Raw genomic sequence first — 17,899 nt, forward strand, 5'->3', positions numbered from 1 at the left:
CACCCTTTTTTCGCCATCGCGCACGAGCCCATGCAGGAACGTTACCTCCCCACTACCGTCGAAGCGGCCGCCCACCAAGACTGGCAGGCCCGCGACGCCTATCTGGTCCAAGAACACGCGAAGAACCCGGACGGCTCCGAGAAGCCGAAGTTCTACGCCTGCTCGATGCTGCCCTACCCCAGCGGCAAGCTGCATATGGGCCACGTGCGCAACTACACCATCAACGACATGATGGCCCGCCAGTTGCGCATGCGGGGCTACAACGTCCTGATGCCGATGGGCTGGGACGCCTTCGGCATGCCGGCCGAGAACGCCGCCATCAAGTCCAAGGTGCCGCCCGCCAAGTGGACTTACGACAACATCGCTTATATGAAGAAGCAGATGAAGTCGATGGGCCTGGCGATCGACTGGTCGCGCGAAATGTGCGCCTGCGACCCCGAATACTACAAATGGAACCAGTGGCTGTTCCTGAAGATGCTCGAAAAGGGCGTGGCCTACCGCAAGACCCAGGTCGTCAACTGGGACCCGGTCGACCAGACCGTGCTGGCCAACGAACAGGTCATCGACGGCCGCGGCTGGCGCTCGGGCGCGCCGGTTGAAAAGCGCGAGATCCCCGGTTACTACCTGCGCATCACCGACTACGCCGACGAATTGCTCGGCGCCGTCCAGAACGACCTGCCCGGCTGGCCCGAGCGCGTGCGCCTGATGCAGGAAAACTGGATCGGCAAGTCCGAAGGCCTGCGCTTCGCCTTCCCGCACCAGATCGCCGGCCAGGACGGCCAGCTGATCCAGGACGGCAAGCTGTACGTCTTCACCACGCGCGCCGACACCATCATGGGCGTGACCTTCTGCGCCGTGGCGCCCGAACACCCCCTGGCCACGCACGCCGCGCAGTCCAACCCGGCCCTGGCCGCCTTCATCGAGCAATGCAAGCTGGGCGGCACCACCGAAGCCGAGCTGGCCACGCGCGAAAAAGAAGGCATGCCTACCGGCCTGACCGTGACCCACCCGGTCACCGGCGACGCGATCGAAGTCTGGGTCGGCAACTACGTGCTGATCACCTACGGCGACGGCGCCGTCATGGGCGTGCCCGCCCACGACGAACGCGACTTCGCCTTCGCCAAGAAATACAACCTGCCGATCCGCCAGGTCGTGGACGTGGCCGGCAAGGCCTATTCCACCGATGGCTGGCAGGAATGGTACGGCGACAAGCAAGCCGGCCGCACGATAAATTCCGGCAAGTACGACGGCCTGTCGCACAAAGAAGCCGTGGACGCCATCGCCGTCGACCTGGGCGCGCAAGGCCTGGGCGAAAAGCAGACCACCTGGCGCCTGCGCGACTGGGGCATCTCGCGCCAGCGCTACTGGGGCACCCCGATCCCCATCATCCACTGCGCCGATTGCGGCCCCGTGCCGGTCCCTGAAAAAGACCTGCCGGTCGTGCTGCCCGACGACCTGATCCCCGATGGCAGCGGCAACCCGCTGACCAAGAACGAAGCCTTCCTGTCCTGCGCCTGCCCCAGCTGCGGCAAGCCCGCGCGCCGCGAAACGGACACGATGGACACCTTCGTGGATTCGTCCTGGTACTTCATGCGCTACACGTCGCCGGGCAACAACACCGCCATGGTCGATGCGCGCAACGACTACTGGATGCCGATGGATCAATACATCGGCGGCATCGAGCACGCGGTCCTGCACCTGCTGTACGCCCGCTTCTGGACCAAGGTCATGCGCGACATGGGCCTGCTCAATTTCGACGAGCCCTTCACCAAGCTGCTGTGCCAGGGCATGGTGCTGAACCACATCTACTCGCGCAAGAACGCCCAGGGCGGCATCGAATACTTCTGGCCCGAGGAAGTCGAAAACGTCTATGACGCCCGCGGCGCCATCACTGGCGCCAAGCTCAAGTCCGACGGTTCCGACATCACCTATGGCGGCGTGGGCACCATGTCCAAGTCCAAGAACAACGGCGTCGATCCGCAATCGCTGATCGACACGCTGGGCGCGGACACCGCACGCCTGTTCGTCATGTTCGCCAGCCCGCCCGAGCAGACGCTCGAGTGGTCCGATTCCGGCGTCGAAGGCTCGAACCGCTTCCTGCGCCGCCTGTGGTCCATCAGCTACGCGCAGCGCGACACGGTCGCCCGCGGCCTGGCGGCCGGCGCCAACTGGGCCGACGCGCCCGCCCCCGTGAAGGATCTGCGCCGCGAGGTCTACAACCTGCTCAAGCAGGCCGACTACGACTACCAGCGCATCCAGTACAACACCGTCGTGTCGGCGTGCATGAAGATGCTGAACGCCATCGACGATGCCAAGTTGCCCGAAGGCGCCCATGCCGACGCCGCCTACACGGAAACGCTGGGCGTGCTGCTGCGCGTGCTGTACCCGGTGGTGCCGCACATCACCTGGCACCTGTGGCAAGACCTGGGCTACGCCAAAGAGCTGGGCGACCTGCTCGACGCGCCGTGGCCGCACGTCGACGAAGCCGCCCTGGTGGCGGACGAAATCGAACTGATGCTGCAGGTCAACGGCAAGCTGCGCGGCTCGATCCGCGTGGCCGCCAAGGCCGCCAAGGAAGAGATCGAACAGCTCGCCGCCGCCCAGGAAGAAGTCGCCCGCTACCTGGAAGGCCGCCCGCCCAAGCGGGTTATCGTGGTCCCGGGCAAACTGGTCAACGTCGTAGGCTGATGAGGTCAAGCATGTACTTCGCCGGGCAACAAACGCACTCCCCCCGCCAATCATGGCTGCTGCGCGGCGCCTGCCTGGCGCTGTTCATGCTGCTGACGGCCTGCGGCTTCACGCTGCGGGGCGTCACGCCTCTGCCGTTCGATACGCTGTACATCGGCATTCCCGACAACACCCTGTTTGGCGCCGACGTGCGCCGCGCGCTGCGCGCGGCCTCACCCAACACCAAGCTGGTCGCCACGCCCAAGGAAGCGCAGGCCATCCTGCAGCAGGTCGCCAATGACCGCACGCTGCGCGAGGTATCGCTCAATGCCCAGGGCCGCGTCGAGGAATACGAACTCGGCATCAACTACACCTTCCGCCTGATCGACGACAAGGGCCGCGCCCTGATCCCGGACACCACGCTGTCGATCTTCCGCGAAATGCCCTACGACGACCAGATCGTCCAGGCCAAGCAGGGCCAGATCGAAACCCTGTACAACTCCATGCAACGCGATCTCGTGGCGCGCCTGCTGCGCCGCATGACCGCTCCCGAAGTGCGCAAGGCGTTCGAAACCCGCGAACAGCGCGGCGAAGACGGCGAAATTCCGCTGTACGACCCGACCGCCCCGGCACAACGCGCCACGCCGGCCCCGTGGCAGACGCCGTCCACCACCGATCCGGCCAACCTGCGCTGACCGATGGCACAACCCCTGGACGCGGATCGGCTGGCTGATCACCTGCAGCGGGCGGGCAACCGCCTGGCCCCGCTGTACACGGTATCCGGCGACGAGCCGCTCCTGGTCACCGAAACCGTCGACGCCCTGCGCGCCGCCGGCCGCAACGCCGGCTACACCGACCGCTTGTCGATGGTGATGGACGCGCGCAGCGACTGGAGCTCGGTCACTGCCGCCACCCAAAGCGTGTCCCTGTTCGGCGACCGCCGCATCCTGGAAATCAAGATCCCCACCGGCAAGCCCGGCAAGACGGGCGCCGACACGCTGGCCCGCCTGGCCGAACAGGCCGAGAAACAGGCGGACAACCCCGATACGCTCGTCCTCATCGCCCTGCCGCGCCTGGACAAGGCCACCCGCGAAAGCCGCTGGGTCCAGGCCCTGGGCCGCGGCGGCATGATGGTCGACATCGCGAACATCGAACGCACCCGCCTGCCCGCCTGGGTCGGCATGCGCCTGGCCCGCCAGAACCAGCGGGCCGACAACGCCACCCTGCAATGGATGGCCGACAAGGTCGAAGGCAACCTGCTGGCCGCCCACCAGGAAATCCAGAAGCTCGGCCTGCTCTACCCGGAAGGCCAACTGGCCGCCGAAGACGTCGAACGCGCCGTGCTCAACGTCGCACGCTATGACGTATTCGGCCTGCGCGACGCCATGCTCGCGGGCGACGTCGCCCGCACCATCCGCATGATCGACGGCCTGCGCGCCGAAGGCGAAGCCCTGCCGCTGGTCCTGTGGGCGGTGGGCGAAGAAATCCGCCTCTTGGCGCGCGTCGCCGAAGCCCGCAGCCTGGGCCAGGATGCCAATGGCCTGATGCGCCGCCTGCGTATCTTCGGCGCCCATGAACGGCTGGCGCTGCAAGCGCTGGGGCGGGTGCATCCCGCCGTCTGGCCTGCCGCGGTGCAACATGCCCATGAAGTCGACCGCCTCATCAAGGGGCTGTCCGTCCCCGGGCGGCTATCTGACCCCTGGGAAGAAATGACCCGCCTGGCCCTGCGCGTGGCCGCTGCCGGCGGCCGACCGTGAAGGCGGCCTAGCCGCCCCACTCGTCCCCTCCGGCCGTCCGGCCGGATAAACTATCCCTATTCCGCCGGCGGCCCCCATACCGCCCCAACACTATGAACGACGCCGTCATGTCCTCGTCTTCCATCGAACAAGCCATGCTGACCCTGGGCGAGAACGCACGCCGGGCCTCGCGCGCCATGATGCGCGCCAACAGCGCCGCCAAGAACCAGGCCTTGCTGGCCATGGCCGACGCGCTGGCCGCCAACCAGGACGAGCTGCTGGCTGCCAACGCCAAGGACGTCGCCGCCGCGCGCGCCAACGGCCTGGAAGCCGCCCTGCTCGACCGCCTGACCCTGTCGGAAAAGACCTTGGCGCACATGGCCGAGGGCCTGCGCCAGATCGCCGCCCTGCCCGACCCCATCGGCAGCGTCACTGCCACGACCGTCCGCCCGAACGGCATGCGCGTGGCCCAGATGCGCGTGCCGCTGGGCGTGATCGGCATCATCTACGAGTCCCGCCCCAACGTCACCATCGACGCCGCGGCGCTGTGCCTGAAATCGGGCAACGCCGCCATCCTGCGCGGCGGCAGCGAAGCCCTGCATTCCAACGTGGCCCTGGGCCGCATCGTGCAGCTGGGCCTGGCCGCCGCCGGCCTGCCGCAAGATGCCGTGCAGGTCGTCGCCACGGCCGACCGCGCCGCGGTGGGCAAGCTCATCACCATGACCGAACACATCGACGTCATCGTGCCGCGCGGCGGCAAGGGCCTGATCGCCCGGCTGGCGCAGGAAGCCCGCGTGCCGCTCATCAAGCATCTGGACGGCAACTGCCACATCTACATCGATGCGGCCGCCGACCCCGACAAGGCCCACGCCATCGCCTTCAATGCCAAGACCTATCGCTACGGCATCTGCGGCGCGATGGAAACGCTGCTGGTCGACGCGGTCGCCGCGGTGTCGATCCTGCCGCGCCTGGCGGCGGCCCTGACCGAACACGGCGTCGAACTGCGCGGCTGCCCGCGCACGCTGGCGCTGCTGCCCCACGCCACGCCGGCCACCGACGAAGACTGGGGCACCGAATACCTGGGCCCGATCCTGGCAATCCGCATCGTCGATTCGCTCGACGACGCCATCGAGCACATCGCACGCTGGGGCTCCGGCCACACCGACGCGATCGTCACCGAAGACCTGTCCTCGGCCCAGCGGTTCCAGCGCGAAGTCGATTCCAGCTCGGTCTACGTCAACCTGCCGACCTGCTTTGCGGACGGCTTCGAATATGGCCTGGGCGCTGAAATCGGCATCTCGACCAACCGCCTGCATGCCCGCGGCCCAGTCGGCCTGGAAGGCCTGACCACTCTCAAGTGGGTACTGACCGGCGAAGGCCAGACCCGCGGCTAACCCTTCTCTTTGACCTTGCGGCGGCGCCGCGCACTTGTCGGAATTTCCATGCATTCACCCGCCATGGCCATGGCCTTCAGCCTTTTCGTGCTGTGCTTCATCACCTGCTCGCTCTGCGGCATCTGGTTGTTCTTCGTCAAAAGCAAAGAAATCAACGCCGCGCTCAAGCATCCCTACCTGCAGCATCGCCCGTTCAAGGCCTATCCGCTGGCCATCCAGGCCGCGATCATGCTGGACTATTTTTTCCGCCTGATGTTTCCGGGCACCCGCTTCTGGCTCATCGGCAACGCCAACGACCTGCTGCCGCACGTGGATCCCAAGAAGACGCCGCTGGCCCTGAAATGGCCCATCGTCGGCTTCTGGGGTTCGTGCTGGCTGGGCCTGATCGCCATGATCGTGCTGTGGACCCTGCTCTACCTGGGAGCCTGACCCGCATGCATCTCCAGATCGAAGACTATCCCGGCTGCGCCGACGCCGCGCGCGCCCTGATTGCCGCGCGCGAATCCGGCGTGGCTGGTCCGCGCCTGCCCGTGGCCTGCCGGCCGCAAACGGTGGGCCAGGCCCTAGCCGTGCAGCAATGCACGGCCCAATTGCTGCTGCAAACCCGACAGGACGCCATCGCCGCCTGGAAAAGCGCGCTGCCCTCGCCCGAAAAAACCGTCGTCGCCCCCATCTACGCCTCGACGGTGGCGCAGGCCGGCGCCATCGCCAGCCGCACGCCGGTCGTGCGCATCGAACCCGAAATCGCGTTCGAACTCGCACGCGACCTGCCTGCCCGCAGCGAGCCCTACAGCCACGCCGAGATCGATGCCGCCATCGGCGGTGCGCGGCTGGCGCTGGAAGTGCTGGGCTGCCGCTATGCCGCGCCCGAACACGCCAGCCTGCCCGAACTGCTGGCCGACCACATGTTCAATGGCGGCCTGGTGCTGGGCCCGCGCCTGGCATCGCCCGATGACGCCCCCGCCACCATGACGCTCACCCTGTCGGTGGACGGCGCCGAAGTCGAACAGCACGCCGGCATCCACCCCAACGACCATCCCAAGGCCGGGCTGTACTGGCTGGCGAACTTCCTGCGCGAGCAAGGGCTGGGCCTGCAAGCGGGCCAGCATGTCATCACGGGCTCGTATGCGGGGTTCCTGGACGTGCCCGCCAACCGCGACATCGACATCGCCTATGGCGATCTTGGCGTCTTGAGCCTGCGCTTCACGGCGCCCTGATTTTCCTCGGCGTTTCACTCGCATCCCGACTTCAGGACTTCCATGCTGACCCTGCGCCCGTTCACCCCGTCCGACTACGCCCTCCTGGCCAGCTGGTTCACGAGCCTGCCCGACGTAGTGCAATGGGGCGGATCACACGTCTCGTACCCGATCACGCCGGCCGACCTGGACATCATGCTGCGGGAAGGTGAAACGCAGCCGCCCTCGCGGCGCTGCTGGATGGTCTGCCGCGACGGTGCCCCCGTGGGCCATGCGCAGCTGGCCTACGATTGGCGCGACGGCAACGCCCGCCTGGGCCGCGTCGTCATCGCCCCCAACCAACGTGGCCAGGGGCTGGGCCGCCCCATGGTGACGCTGCTGATCGACGAAGCCTTCCGCACTCCGGGCATCGAGCGCCTGGAACTCAACGTCTACACCTTCAACGAACGCGCCATCCACCTGTACCAGGCCCTGGGTTTCACGTTCGAAGGAGTGCGGCGTTCGTCCACGCAGGCAGGCGACGTGCGCTGGGATACGGGCATGATGGGCCTGCTGCGCACGGAATGGCAGCAGGCGGCGGCCGCCTGACAACGCCAGAAACGGCAAGGCCCCGGATGCCGGGGCCTGCCAGACAGCGCCGCGGGCGTCGTGCCCGCGACCCATCACACGTTCAGCGCGGCCGCGGCTGCGCGATGTCGACCGGCGGTCCGGCCGCTTCAATCGCTTCGCCCGCCGCCAGGCACAAGTCCTCGCGGTAGCGCCCCGCCACCACCTGCACGCCCACCGGGCTGTCGCCCGCGCTGCCCATGGCCACGGTCAGGCCGGGCAAGCCCATGAACGGCAGGCCGATCTGCGTCATCTGCGCGCGCCAAACGCGGTCGTAGGCCGCGTCGCCTTGCAGATCCAGGTTGTCGGCAAACGGCAATTCCGCGGACACCGGCAACAACAGCACCGGATAGTCCGCCAGGAACAGTTCCCAAAGACGCGTCAACGTCGCGCGGCGCGTCAGGATGGCCGAAAACTGCGCCAGGTCCATGCCGGCGGCACGCTCGCGCTGGCCCGCCAACGCCGCAATCGCCCCGGCATCGCCTTCCTTGCGGGCGGCCTCGACCATGCCCGCGTAGCCGTCGGCCATCCACATGCGAATCTGCAGGTCCGCCGCTTCCTGCAAGGGTGGCACGGCATCCAGCGTGTCCACCGACCAGCCCGCCTCGCTCAGGCGCCGGGCGGCCTCCTGCAAGGCCTTGACCACGGCGGGTTCGGTCTGCATGCCGTCCGGGTTCAGGCACAACGCCGCGCGGCGCGGCACGTCCGGCCCCGTCAGCGGCGCCGGCACCCACCAGGGATCGCGCGGATCGGGCGCCGCCATCGCGGCCAGGCCCAAGCGCACATCGGCAATCGTGCGCCCCAAAGGCCCCGACACCGCGGTGATCTGTCCACCAATGGTGCGTTCGGGCAAGGCCGCGTTGTAGGCCGGCACTCGCCCCAGCGAAGGCCGCAGGCCATGCACGCCGCAGGCATAGGCCGGGTAACGGATCGACCCCGCGATATCCGTGCCATGCGCCAGGTGGCCGATGCCCGCGGCCACCGCCGACGCCGCGCCGCCGGAAGATCCGCCAGGGGTCAACACCGGGTTGCGCGGGTTCAGGGTGTGGCCGTGCAGTTGATTGCTGGTGAACCAGCGCAACGAAAAGGCCGGGGTGTTGGTGCGGCCCACGATCACCGCGCCGGCGCGGCGCAGATTGTCCACCACCGGGTTGTTGACGGCAGCGATCAGATCCTTCTGCAGCGTCACGCCATTGGTGGTGGCAAAGCCTGCCTGGTCCACATTGACCTTCACCGTCACCGGCACGCCCGCCAACAGGCCGGGCGCCTCGCCGCGCGCCAGGGCTTCGTCCACCTGGGCGGCTTGAGCCAGTGTGTCTTCGGGGCGATAGTCGACCACCGCGTTGATGGCCGGATTCACCGCTTGCAACCGCTCCAGCGCGCTTTGCGCGGCTTGAACCGCGGACACCTCGCGCCGGCGGATACGCGCGGCCAGTTCAACTGCGGACAAACGCCAAAGCTCGGACACACGCAACTCCTTGTTCCAGGTCAGGGAAGACGTTGCGGCGGCACGCGGCCGCCGGACGGTCAACCTTAGCGCCTGCCGCGCGCCGCCACAACCCGGGCCGGCCCGGTGCCGCCAATCCGCCGCGGGCCCTGCCGGTGTGGCTCATTCGTCTTCGAAAACCTCGATGATCGCGTCCGCCACCGCACGCACTCGCGCCGTGCGGTTCAGGTCGCCATGCATCACCAGCCACAGGTCATAGGGTTCGCTGCGGTTCGGCCAGAGGCGAACTAGGTTCGGATACTGCGGCGCCATATGCACCGGCAGCTCGCCAATGCCCAGCCCTGCCGCCACCGCCTCGATGATCATCAGGCCGGAATTGAGCTCCATGGCGATATGGCCGTTGCCGGTCGGCTCGCCGCAGAACGTATCGGACCAGCCCGGCAGCACCGACTGCTGGTAGGTCACCAACGTATGGCCCGCGAACGCCGTGCCGGGCTTGGGCACGCCATGCGTCTTGAGATACGACTTGGATGCGTACAGCCCGACTTCCTTGCGCGCCAGGTGGCGCTGGATCAAGTCCGGGTTGTCCGGCTTGATATTGCGGATCGCCAGGTCTGCCTCGCGCCGCGTCAGGTTGCTCAACTGGATCGACGTCGACAGCGCGATGCGGATGTCCGGGTGCTGCGTGTGCAGCCGGCGAATGGCCTCCATGATGAAGTAGCTGGCAACCGTCTCCGACGTCGCCACCCGCACCACGCCCGACAGCCGATGGTCCAGCCCCTGCATCTGCCGCTGCAACTGGTCGGCGGCCTGCTCCATGCGCTCGGCCGCCGCAAAAGCCTGCTCGCCAGCCGCCGTCGGCACGTAGCCGCTGGGCGTGCGCAGGAACAAGCGGGCGTCCAGCGAGGTTTCCAGCGCCGCCAGCCGTCGGCCGGCGGTGGCCTGGTCGATCTGCAGCAACGCCGCCGCGCCGCGCAGCGTGCCGTTGCGATAGATGGCCAGGAAAATCCGCGCATTGTCCCAATCCATGGGTCAGCTCCTTGGGCCGCCGTCGCGGCGTGTTTCAGGGACGGGATGCCTGCGCAGGCCTGCCAGGCAGGGCGCTGAACGACGAAATCATGACAGCGCCCGGATCATCAATCGATGCATTTTTGCATCACTATAAAGCAATTATTCCTCTTTTTTGCATCAGCGAAACCCCCTAAGCTGTGCACCTCGGAAAGTCCCCCCGGAATGTCTGCAATGCGCACCGCCTGCCCCACCGCCCCTGTCACTCCCGCCGTCGCGGAGCCCGCTCTGCGGCCCACCACCACGGGCCTGTTGCCCCTGGTCACCCTGGCCATCGGCTTCGTCATGGCCATGCTGGACGTCACCGTCGTCAACGTCGCCCTGCCCAGCATCGCGCTGCAATTCACCGTGCCGCTTACCGACCTGGTCTGGATCGTCGACGGCTACACCCTGACCTTCGCCGCCCTCTTGCTCGTGGCCGGCGCGCTGGCCGACCGCTACGGCGCCAAGACCATCTACCTGGCCGGCCTGGGCGTCTTCACGCTGGCCTCGCTGCTCTGTGGCATCGCCCCCAACGGCGACCTGCTCATCGCCGCCCGCATGTTGCAAGGCCTGGGCGCGGCGCTGTTCATGCCCAGCTCGCTCAGCCTGCTGACCCATGCCTACGAAGACGAACACGTGCGCAACCGCATGCTGGCCGCCTGGTCGGCCATCGTGGCCGTCGCGGGCGCGGCCGGCCCTCTGCTCGGCGGCGTGCTGATCCACCAGTTCGGCTGGCGCGGCATCTTCCTCATCAACCTGCCGCTGGGCCTCGCCGGCCTGTGGCTGGCCCGGCGCCGCATCCAGGCCGCCCCGCGCCGGCCGCGCGCGCTCAATCCGCTCAGCCATCTGCTGGGCGTCATCGCCTTGTCCTCGCTGTGCTTCGTGCTGATCCAGGGCAACGCCTACGGCTGGTCGTCGACGCCCATCCTGGCCGCCGTTGCCCTGTGCGCCGCGGCCACCGCCCTGCTGGTGCGCCGCGAACGGCGCCACGCCGAACCGATCATCCCGCGCGCCCTGTTCCAGACCTCGCAATTCGCCGCGGCCAACGGCGTCGGCTTCCTGATCAACCTTGCGTCGTACGGCCAGTTGTTCCTGCTGAGCCTGTTCCTGCAACACGCCCGCGGCGCCGACGCCTTGCAGACCGGCATCCAGCTCGTGCCCATGCTGGCCGTGTTCTCGATCGGCAACCTGATCTCGGGCCGCGTGTCCGCGCGCTGGAACGTGTCGGCCTCGCTGCTGGGCGGTATCTCGCTGGCCACCCTCATGAGCGCAGTCGGCCTGGCCGCGTTTTCGCCGGACATTGCCTACTGGCCCTTTGCCATCGTGGTCGCCCTGGCCAACCTGGGCGTGGGCATCGCCGTCCCGGCGATGACCAGCGTCGTCATGCAGGTGTCCGGCAAGCACCATGCCAACAGCGCCGCGGCCGCCTTGAACGCCAACCGCCAATCAGGCGCCCTGGTCGGCGTGGCGCTCATGGGCACCGTGCTGCATCTCTTGCCCGACTGGCACGCCAGCCTGCCCGCCGCCTACAGCATCATCGCCGTCGCCTATCTGGTAGCCGCGATGCTGGTCTGGACGCATCTGCGCCGCGCCCGCAACGCCTGATTGGCGGCAGCCACGCGTTGCGCCTGATTGCGTTGCGGCTCGGATCGGTTCTCCGTGCGCGGCCGCGCGTCAGGCGTCCTGCCCCGGTCGACCGCCTTGCGGCAGGATCGCCACGCCCCGGCCCGCGAAAAACGTATCGAACACGTGCAGCGGCACCGTGGCATCCGCCTGCACACCGGGTTCGCCGGACGGATTGTGAAAGGTCACGCCATCCGCCGTGGCGCGCGTCACCAGCACCAGGTGCCCGCCCTTGGCCGGCGGTTCGCGCTCAGGCCAGCGTATCCACGGATGCACCGAGGCCATGAAGTACTCGGCCCCCGCCATCAGCGCCGGCAGTTCCGCGGCGCGCACGCCCACCCGCACGTCGGCCTCCAGGCCGAAGTCTTGCGCCACGAAACGCACGAACGGCGCGTAGATCAGCCCCTTGATATGGCCATCCACATCCGTATACGCGCCATAAGGCAGGCTGCGGCGCGCCAGTTCCAGCGTCGGATGAACCTTGCCGGTACGCGCGGCCAGCACCATCTTCAGGCAGGCCATGCCGCAGACGTGGCTGGCCCAGCGCGCATATTCCTCCACACTGTTCGCCCCTGAGCCGCGCCACGCGGGGTCTTCCTCCAGGCGCATCGTCTTGCGGATGATCTCGCCCGCCAGATGCGCGGATTCCCACTGGCAAAAGTAAGGCACCGCAGGCTGCCCGCCCGATCGAGAATCGTCCATCCCCCGCTCCAGTCCATGTCAGGAGCCCCATCTTGCCGCCCGCCGCGCCGCGTGGCAACACCGCCGCGTTTGCTTCACAATGGCCCTTCCCCGACCTGCTTCCGGAGCGCCGCATGACCGACTCGTCCTCTCATCCCGCCATCCGCCGCGTCGCCATCGTCGGCGCGGGCACCATCGGCGCCAGCTGGGCCGCGCTGTTCCTTGCGCACGGCCTGGACGTCGTGGTCAGCGACCCCGCCGCCGACGCCGAATCCCAGACACGCGCCCGCGTCGCCGCCGCCTGGCCCGTGCTGAGCGAACTCGGCCGCGTTTCCCCCGGTGCCAATCCCGACGCGTTGCGCTTCGAACCCGATCTGGCCACCGCCCTGCAAGGCGTCGACTTCGTCCAGGAAAACGCGCCCGAACGCGAAGACTTCAAGACCGACCTGTTCGCCCGCATCGACGCCATCCTGCCGCCTCACGTCATCGTCGCATCCAGCTCATCGGGCCTCATCATGACCCGCCTGCAAGCGCGTTGCCGCCACGCCGGGCGCTTCGTCATCGGCCACCCCTTCAATCCGCCCCATCTCATCCCGCTCGTCGAAGTCGTGGGCGGCGAACAGACCTCGGCCGACACCATCGACCGCTGCATCGCCTTCTACCGCCAACTGGGCAAGCACCCCATCCGCCTGAACAAGGAAGTGCCCGGCCACATCGCCAACCGCCTGCAAGCCGCCCTGTGGCGCGAGGCCATCCACCTGGCCGCCGACAACGTCGCCAGCGTCGCCGACATCGATGCCGCCGTCTCGCAAGGCCCGGGATTGCGCTGGGCCCTGTTCGGCCCGCACATGACCTTCAACCTGGGCGGCGGTGCCGGCGGCCTGGCGCACTTCATGGACCACCTGCTCGGCCCCGTGCAGACCTGGTGGGACGACCTGGGTAGCCCGGACGTCACCCCCGAACTGCAACGCCGCCTGATCGAAGGCGTCAACGCCGAAGCCGGCTCAAACAGCATCGCCGACCTGGTTCAGACCCGTGACGCGCAACTGACTGCGCTGCTCAAGGTCCTGCAGCGCTGAGCGGTCATGCAGCAAGCCCTCGCATCACCGATGTGCTTCAGTTTGCGCTTCCGTTCGCGTGCCGGCACGCGAACGGAAGCGCAGCGCGCCGCTGGTATTCTATGAATCATCCGGCCACGCTGGCCCCTCAAGCACAGGATTCTTCCCCATGATTTCCGTGACCCACGACACCGCGCATTCCCGCTACACGGCCACCGTCGACGGTGTGCTGTGCGTGCTGGATTACCATCTGCAAGACGGCGTGATGACCATCACCCACACGGGCGTTCCCAGCGAAGTCGGCGGCCGCGGCATCGCCGCCGAACTCACCCGCGTCGCGCTCGACAGCGCCCGCGCCCAGGGCTTGAAAGTGCGCCCCAGCTGCTCCTACGCCGCCGTCTACATGCGCCGCCATCCTGAATACAACGACCTGCTGGCCTAGCAACCGATGCTCCATCCCGCCGCCTGCCCCTGTGGCTCCGCGAAATCCTATGCCGCTTGCTGCGGCCGCTGGCACGAAGGCCCGCAAGCCTTGCAGGCCCCGACCGCGCAAGACCTGATGCGTTCGCGCTATAGCGCCTTCGTCCTGGACAAGCTGCCCTATCTACTGGAGACCTGGCATCCCAGCACCCGTCCGGCCTCCCTCGAACCGAACCCGCCTGGTTTGAAATGGCTGGGACTGACGGTCAAGCAAGCCCGCGATCAGGACACCGACCACGCCACCGTCGAATTCGTCGCCCGCAGCCGCCTGGCCGGACGCGCCAGCCGCCTGCATGAGGTCAGCCGTTTCGTACGCGAGTCCGGACGCTGGTATTACGTCGATGGCGACCTGAGTTGACGCCGGTCGCGAGTACGGCGTCGACAGTGATCCAGGCAGATACCTGGCGCGGATTCCAGGTCAACCAAGATCCAAGCTGATACCGCGCACGGGTTGCACGTCGATCACGCCCCAAACGGATACCGAGCGCGGGTTCCACGTCGATCACGCCCCGAGCTGACGCCGGGCGTTGACCCGACGCCGACAACGCCTAAGCGGACACCAGTCGCCGCGGCGGCGGCGCCACATCCGCGCCCACCGCCTCCTTCAATACCGCCACCAAGCTGGCCTGCGCCTCCGACGCGGCCCGCAGATCGCCCACGATCGCCAATTCCGTCGGTGGCGCCTCGGCCAAGCCCTGCTCCACGCCCAGCACCCCGTGTTCGGGCAAACAGGCAAAGGCGGGCAACAACGACACGCCCAACCCCGCCGCCACCGCCGCCTGCACGCCCGCCAGGCTTTGGCTGTGATAGGCCGCGCGCCATGGCCGCCCCGCACTTTCCAGTGCGTAGACCATGCGCTTGCGATAGATGCAGCCCTGCGGAAACAACACCAGCGGCACGGCATCCTGCCCCTGCAACAAGCGCTTGTCGCCCACCCACACCAACCGTTCCGGCCAGGCTGCCAGGCTCGCGCCGTCGCCCGGTTCGCGTTTGATCAACGCCAAGTCCAGCTCGCCCGCGGCCAGCCTGGCCTTCAGGTCGGTGCTCATGCCGCTACCCGTCTCCAGGCGTATATCCGGATGGCTGGCGGCAAATCCCGCCAGCAACGTCGTCAGCCGCGACACATCAAAATCTTCCGGTACGCCCAACCGGATGACCTGCGCCCGTCGAGGCGCCGACAACACCAGTTCGGCCTCATCCGCCATCGCCAGCAGCTTGCGCGCATAGGCCAGCATCAGCTCGCCATCCTCGGTCGCCGCCACCTGGTTGCCGGTACGATCGCGCAGCAGCAGAGTCTTGCCCACCGTCTGCTCCAGCTTGCGCACCTGCTGGCTGACGGTCGATTGCGTACGATGCACCCTGCCGGCCGCCCGCGTAAAGCTGCCCTCATCCACTACGCAGACGAGTGTCCTGAGAAGTTCGAAATCGAGCATGAGGGGATCCGTAATCCGTCTATGGGGTTGAAGTGCGGAAAGTCTGAGCGCCAGGAGCTGTTCGGACTCGGTCTAGGGCCAGACTCGGTTCGGCCAGGCTCGGCGCTGCCGGCCTCAGCCTGCGCCCGCGCGTCTCACGTGTCCGCCCACTTCAGAATCCAGAAGCACGTTCGGTGTCGGGATCGAAACCGTTGGACGCTGCCCTCCGATATCTATTTAACCACTAACAAGAGTTTTATTATTAATTTTACATCTCACGGCGAGCCACTCTAAGCTGGTACGAATTCTCCAACCGCTTTTAGCAGAAGGACTTCTCATGCCTCTGGACCACCTCCCCCGCCCGCAATGGCTTACCTTCGACTGCTATGGCACCCTGATCCAATGGGACGAAGGCCTGCAGGCTGCGGTAGCCCGCATCCTGGCCGGCGGCCAACAAGCACACACGCCCACACCAGCCCAATTCCTCAGCGTCTACGACGAACATGAGCACCGGCTCGAACGCACGCCGCCCCACATGAGCTTCGCCGACGTCACCCGGGAATCCCTGCGGCTGACCATGCATGACCTGCAACTGTCCTACCGCCCCGAAGACGCCAGCCTGCTCACCGGCAGCATCTCCGCGATGCCCCCGTTTCCCGAGGTCGTCGACACGCTGGCGGTCCTGAAACAAGCCGGTTTCAAGCTCTGCATCATTTCCAACACCGACGACGCCATCATCGCCGGCAACGTCGCACAGCTGGGCGGCCACATCGACCGCGTCATCACCGCCGAACAAGCCGGCGCCTACAAGCCATCACGCAAGATCTTCGCCCACGCCCACGACAGCCTGGGCGTCACCCCCGACGAGGTCGTGCACATCTGCGCCAGCCCGCACCTGGATCACGCGGCGGCCCGCGACATCGGCTTTCGCTGTGTCTGGATCGACCGCGGCACCGGCCGCCAACCCTTGCCGGACTACCGTCCCGACGCCACCGTCTCTACCTTGGACAAGGTTCCCGATCTGTTCCGACAGGCAGGCTGGCTATAAAGCGGGTGACGGCAGGGCAGCCTTTGAGGCTGCACTTGAACCAGGACTTGAGGCTGCATTTAAGCTTGGCGCTGAACCTGGCCTCGAGCTTGGCTTCAATCCTGGCTTCGAGCTTGGCTTCAAGCCTGGCGCTGAGCTTGGCTTTGAGCTTGGCTTTGAGCTTGGCTTCAAGCCTGGCGCTGAGCTTGGCTTTGAGCTTGGCTTTGAGCTTGGCTTTGAGCTCGGCTTTGAGCTCTGCGTTGAGTTCAGCTTTGAGACTGGCTGTCACGCAGCATTCCAGGCAGCATATAGGCTGAGCAATCAGAGATACGGCAGATATATTTTCTGCCAGGTTTGCAAATCCTAAAGCCTGCACTGCCTTTCGGTCGGCCGTCGCTCCTCTTGGCAGGGCAATGCCAATCCGTTACGGTCATCGATCCATTCGCCCTATTCCAACCGTCAACCTGGACATCCACGCTGGGTAGCCCTATGAACAAAGATCCTCACTTCCCCGACGCGCTCTTTCATGCCGAACATGTCGCCGCCTTGCGCGCCGACCTGGCCCTGGCGCTGCGTGCCGCCGCCTCCCATGGGCTCGGCGAAGGCGTGTGCAACCATTTCAGCGTCGCGCTGCCCGGTGATCCCGACCATTTCCTCTTGAATCCCCGTGGCCTGATGTGGAACGAAGTCCAGGCCGACGACATCGTGCTGGTCGACGCGCATGGCCAGAAGCTGGCGGGACGCCACGAGGTCGAACCGACGGCCATGTTCATCCACGCCGCCATTCACCGGATTGCCGGCAAGGCCTGTGTGCTGCACACGCATATGCCCTACGCCACGGCCCTGACGCTCACGGCCGATCGCACGCTCGACACCACGCTATCCCAGAACGCTATGCGCTTTCATGGCCGCATCGCCGTCGATGCCGACTACAACGGCCTGGCCCTGGACGCCAGCGAGGGCGAACGCATCGCCCACGCCATGCAGGGCGCCGACATCGCCTTCCTGGGCAATCACGGCGTCGTCGTCTGCGGCGAACGGCTGGACTACGCCTACGACGATCTTTTCTTCCTCGAGCGCGCCTGCAACGCCCAGGTCCTGGCCCAGTCCACCGGCCGCCCCTTGGCGCCCGCAGATCCCGCCATCGCCGCCAAGGTCGCCGCACAGATCCAAAGCGAACGCCTGCAATCCGAACTGTTCTTCATCGCCCTGCGACGCCAACTTCCGGATACGGGCTCGCGTTGATTCGACTTCCGGGATCGCGTTGACGTCACCAGGTGCGAAATCGCATCAAATCGATCCAACAAAATCCAATAGAGGCGGGATCGCATTGACGCGTCCACTACCGCCCAAAACAAAAACCCCACAGGCGCAAGCCTGTGGGGTTTTCTCTTGAATAACTGCCTGACGCTGACCTACTTTCACAGACGTCCGTCCACTATCATCGGCGCAAAGGCGTTTCACTGTCCTGTTCGGGATGGGAAGGAGTGGTACCACCTTGCTATGGTCGTCAGGCGTAACT

18 protein-coding genes and 1 rRNA gene are annotated in these 17,899 nt (G+C 66.8%); 13 read left to right on the top strand and 6 right to left on the bottom strand.

Translation table 11 applies throughout. The features are described 5' to 3' along the window. The first annotated feature begins 30 nt into the window (after positions 1-30). The 7 genes from leuS to HV798_RS27100 all read left to right on the top strand — a co-directional run bounded on the left by leuS (position 31) and on the right by HV798_RS27100 (position 7,581). Entirely contained in the window at positions 31-2,688 is a 2,658-nt protein-coding gene (gene leuS, locus HV798_RS27070; RefSeq protein WP_175196370.1) for a leucine--tRNA ligase, read from the top strand. Positions 2,689-2,699: 11 nt separating this feature from the next. Beyond that, entirely contained in the window at positions 2,700-3,362 is a 663-nt protein-coding gene (locus HV798_RS27075; protein WP_175196372.1) for an LPS-assembly lipoprotein LptE, read from the top strand. A gap of 3 nt (positions 3,363-3,365) precedes the next feature. Next, positions 3,366-4,424: a DNA polymerase III subunit delta gene (holA, locus tag HV798_RS27080; RefSeq protein WP_025135618.1), complete on the top strand. Its 1,059-nt coding sequence runs from the start codon at positions 3,366-3,368 to the stop codon at positions 4,422-4,424. Positions 4,425-4,516: 92 nt separating this feature from the next. Beyond that, the gene (locus tag HV798_RS27085; RefSeq protein ID WP_175196374.1) at positions 4,517-5,797 is read left to right on the top strand and encodes a glutamate-5-semialdehyde dehydrogenase; all 1,281 of its coding nucleotides are present in this window, start codon (positions 4,517-4,519) and stop codon (positions 5,795-5,797) included. A 48-nt stretch (positions 5,798-5,845) separates the two neighbouring features. Then, a complete protein-coding gene (locus HV798_RS27090) occupies positions 5,846-6,226 on the top strand; it encodes a hypothetical protein (RefSeq protein ID WP_025135616.1) in 381 nt (126 codons plus the stop codon). A 5-nt stretch (positions 6,227-6,231) separates the two neighbouring features. After that, complete coding sequence (locus HV798_RS27095) at positions 6,232-7,014, top strand: 2-keto-4-pentenoate hydratase (RefSeq protein WP_175196385.1); 783 nt, start codon at positions 6,232-6,234, stop codon at positions 7,012-7,014. Positions 7,015-7,056: 42 nt separating this feature from the next. Then, positions 7,057-7,581, top strand: coding sequence for a GNAT family N-acetyltransferase (locus HV798_RS27100; protein WP_175196387.1), 525 nt, complete (start codon positions 7,057-7,059; stop codon positions 7,579-7,581). Between the two features lie 82 nt (positions 7,582-7,663). On the opposite strand, the gene HV798_RS27105 is transcribed toward HV798_RS27100, so the two are convergent. Together HV798_RS27105 and HV798_RS27110 are read right to left on the bottom strand one after the other, a co-directional pair. After that, positions 7,664-9,067 (bottom strand): amidase family protein, encoded by a 1,404-nt coding sequence (locus HV798_RS27105; RefSeq protein WP_175196389.1) that lies wholly within the window; start codon positions 9,065-9,067, stop codon positions 7,664-7,666. A gap of 141 nt (positions 9,068-9,208) precedes the next feature. Further along, the gene (locus tag HV798_RS27110; RefSeq protein WP_175196391.1) at positions 9,209-10,075 is read right to left on the bottom strand and encodes a LysR family transcriptional regulator; all 867 of its coding nucleotides are present in this window, start codon (positions 10,073-10,075) and stop codon (positions 9,209-9,211) included. A 213-nt stretch (positions 10,076-10,288) separates the two neighbouring features. Here HV798_RS27110 and HV798_RS27115 point away from each other — a divergent pair, with 213 nt between their 5' ends. Then, the gene (locus tag HV798_RS27115) at positions 10,289-11,701 is read left to right on the top strand and encodes an MFS transporter (protein ID WP_175196393.1); all 1,413 of its coding nucleotides are present in this window, start codon (positions 10,289-10,291) and stop codon (positions 11,699-11,701) included. Between the two features lie 69 nt (positions 11,702-11,770). Here HV798_RS27115 and HV798_RS27120 read toward each other — a convergent pair whose 3' ends face one another. Then, complete coding sequence (locus HV798_RS27120; RefSeq protein WP_175196395.1) at positions 11,771-12,421, bottom strand: hypothetical protein; 651 nt, start codon at positions 12,419-12,421, stop codon at positions 11,771-11,773. A gap of 113 nt (positions 12,422-12,534) precedes the next feature. On the opposite strand from HV798_RS27120, the gene HV798_RS27125 reads away from it, so the two are divergent. From HV798_RS27125 to HV798_RS27135, 3 genes are all read left to right on the top strand, one after another. Continuing rightward, entirely contained in the window at positions 12,535-13,479 is a 945-nt protein-coding gene (locus HV798_RS27125) for a 3-hydroxyacyl-CoA dehydrogenase NAD-binding domain-containing protein (RefSeq protein WP_175196397.1), read from the top strand. Positions 13,480-13,627: 148 nt separating this feature from the next. Further along, complete coding sequence (locus HV798_RS27130; RefSeq protein ID WP_025135608.1) at positions 13,628-13,900, top strand: GNAT family N-acetyltransferase; 273 nt, start codon at positions 13,628-13,630, stop codon at positions 13,898-13,900. Between the two features lie 6 nt (positions 13,901-13,906). After that, positions 13,907-14,296, top strand: a complete 390-nt coding sequence (locus HV798_RS27135) for a YchJ family protein (protein WP_175196399.1) — start codon at positions 13,907-13,909, stop codon at positions 14,294-14,296. 190 nt (positions 14,297-14,486) lie between these two features. Here the strand turns inward: HV798_RS27135 and HV798_RS27140 are convergent, their stop codons facing one another. Continuing rightward, the gene (locus HV798_RS27140; RefSeq protein WP_175196401.1) at positions 14,487-15,371 is read right to left on the bottom strand and encodes a LysR substrate-binding domain-containing protein; all 885 of its coding nucleotides are present in this window, start codon (positions 15,369-15,371) and stop codon (positions 14,487-14,489) included. Positions 15,372-15,687: 316 nt separating this feature from the next. On the opposite strand from HV798_RS27140, the gene HV798_RS27145 reads away from it, so the two are divergent. Next, positions 15,688-16,398: a haloacid dehalogenase type II gene (locus tag HV798_RS27145; protein WP_175196403.1), complete on the top strand. Its 711-nt coding sequence runs from the start codon at positions 15,688-15,690 to the stop codon at positions 16,396-16,398. On the opposite strand, the gene HV798_RS27150 is transcribed toward HV798_RS27145, so the two are convergent. Next, a complete protein-coding gene (locus HV798_RS27150; RefSeq protein WP_175196405.1) occupies positions 16,349-16,666 on the bottom strand; it encodes a hypothetical protein in 318 nt (105 codons plus the stop codon). The two genes, HV798_RS27145 and HV798_RS27150, sit on opposite strands and share 50 nt — an antisense overlap. A gap of 200 nt (positions 16,667-16,866) precedes the next feature. Between HV798_RS27150 and HV798_RS27155 the strand changes: the two genes are divergently transcribed. Next, entirely contained in the window at positions 16,867-17,622 is a 756-nt protein-coding gene (locus tag HV798_RS27155) for an aldolase (protein ID WP_175196407.1), read from the top strand. Between the two features lie 157 nt (positions 17,623-17,779). Here HV798_RS27155 and rrf read toward each other — a convergent pair. Continuing rightward, a 5S ribosomal RNA gene (rrf, locus tag HV798_RS27160) occupies positions 17,780-17,892 on the bottom strand. Positions 17,893-17,899: the final 7 nt, after the last annotated feature.

It is taken from the genome of Achromobacter deleyi (assembly GCF_902859705.1).
Lineage (GTDB): Bacteria > Pseudomonadota > Gammaproteobacteria > Burkholderiales > Burkholderiaceae_B > Achromobacter > Achromobacter deleyi.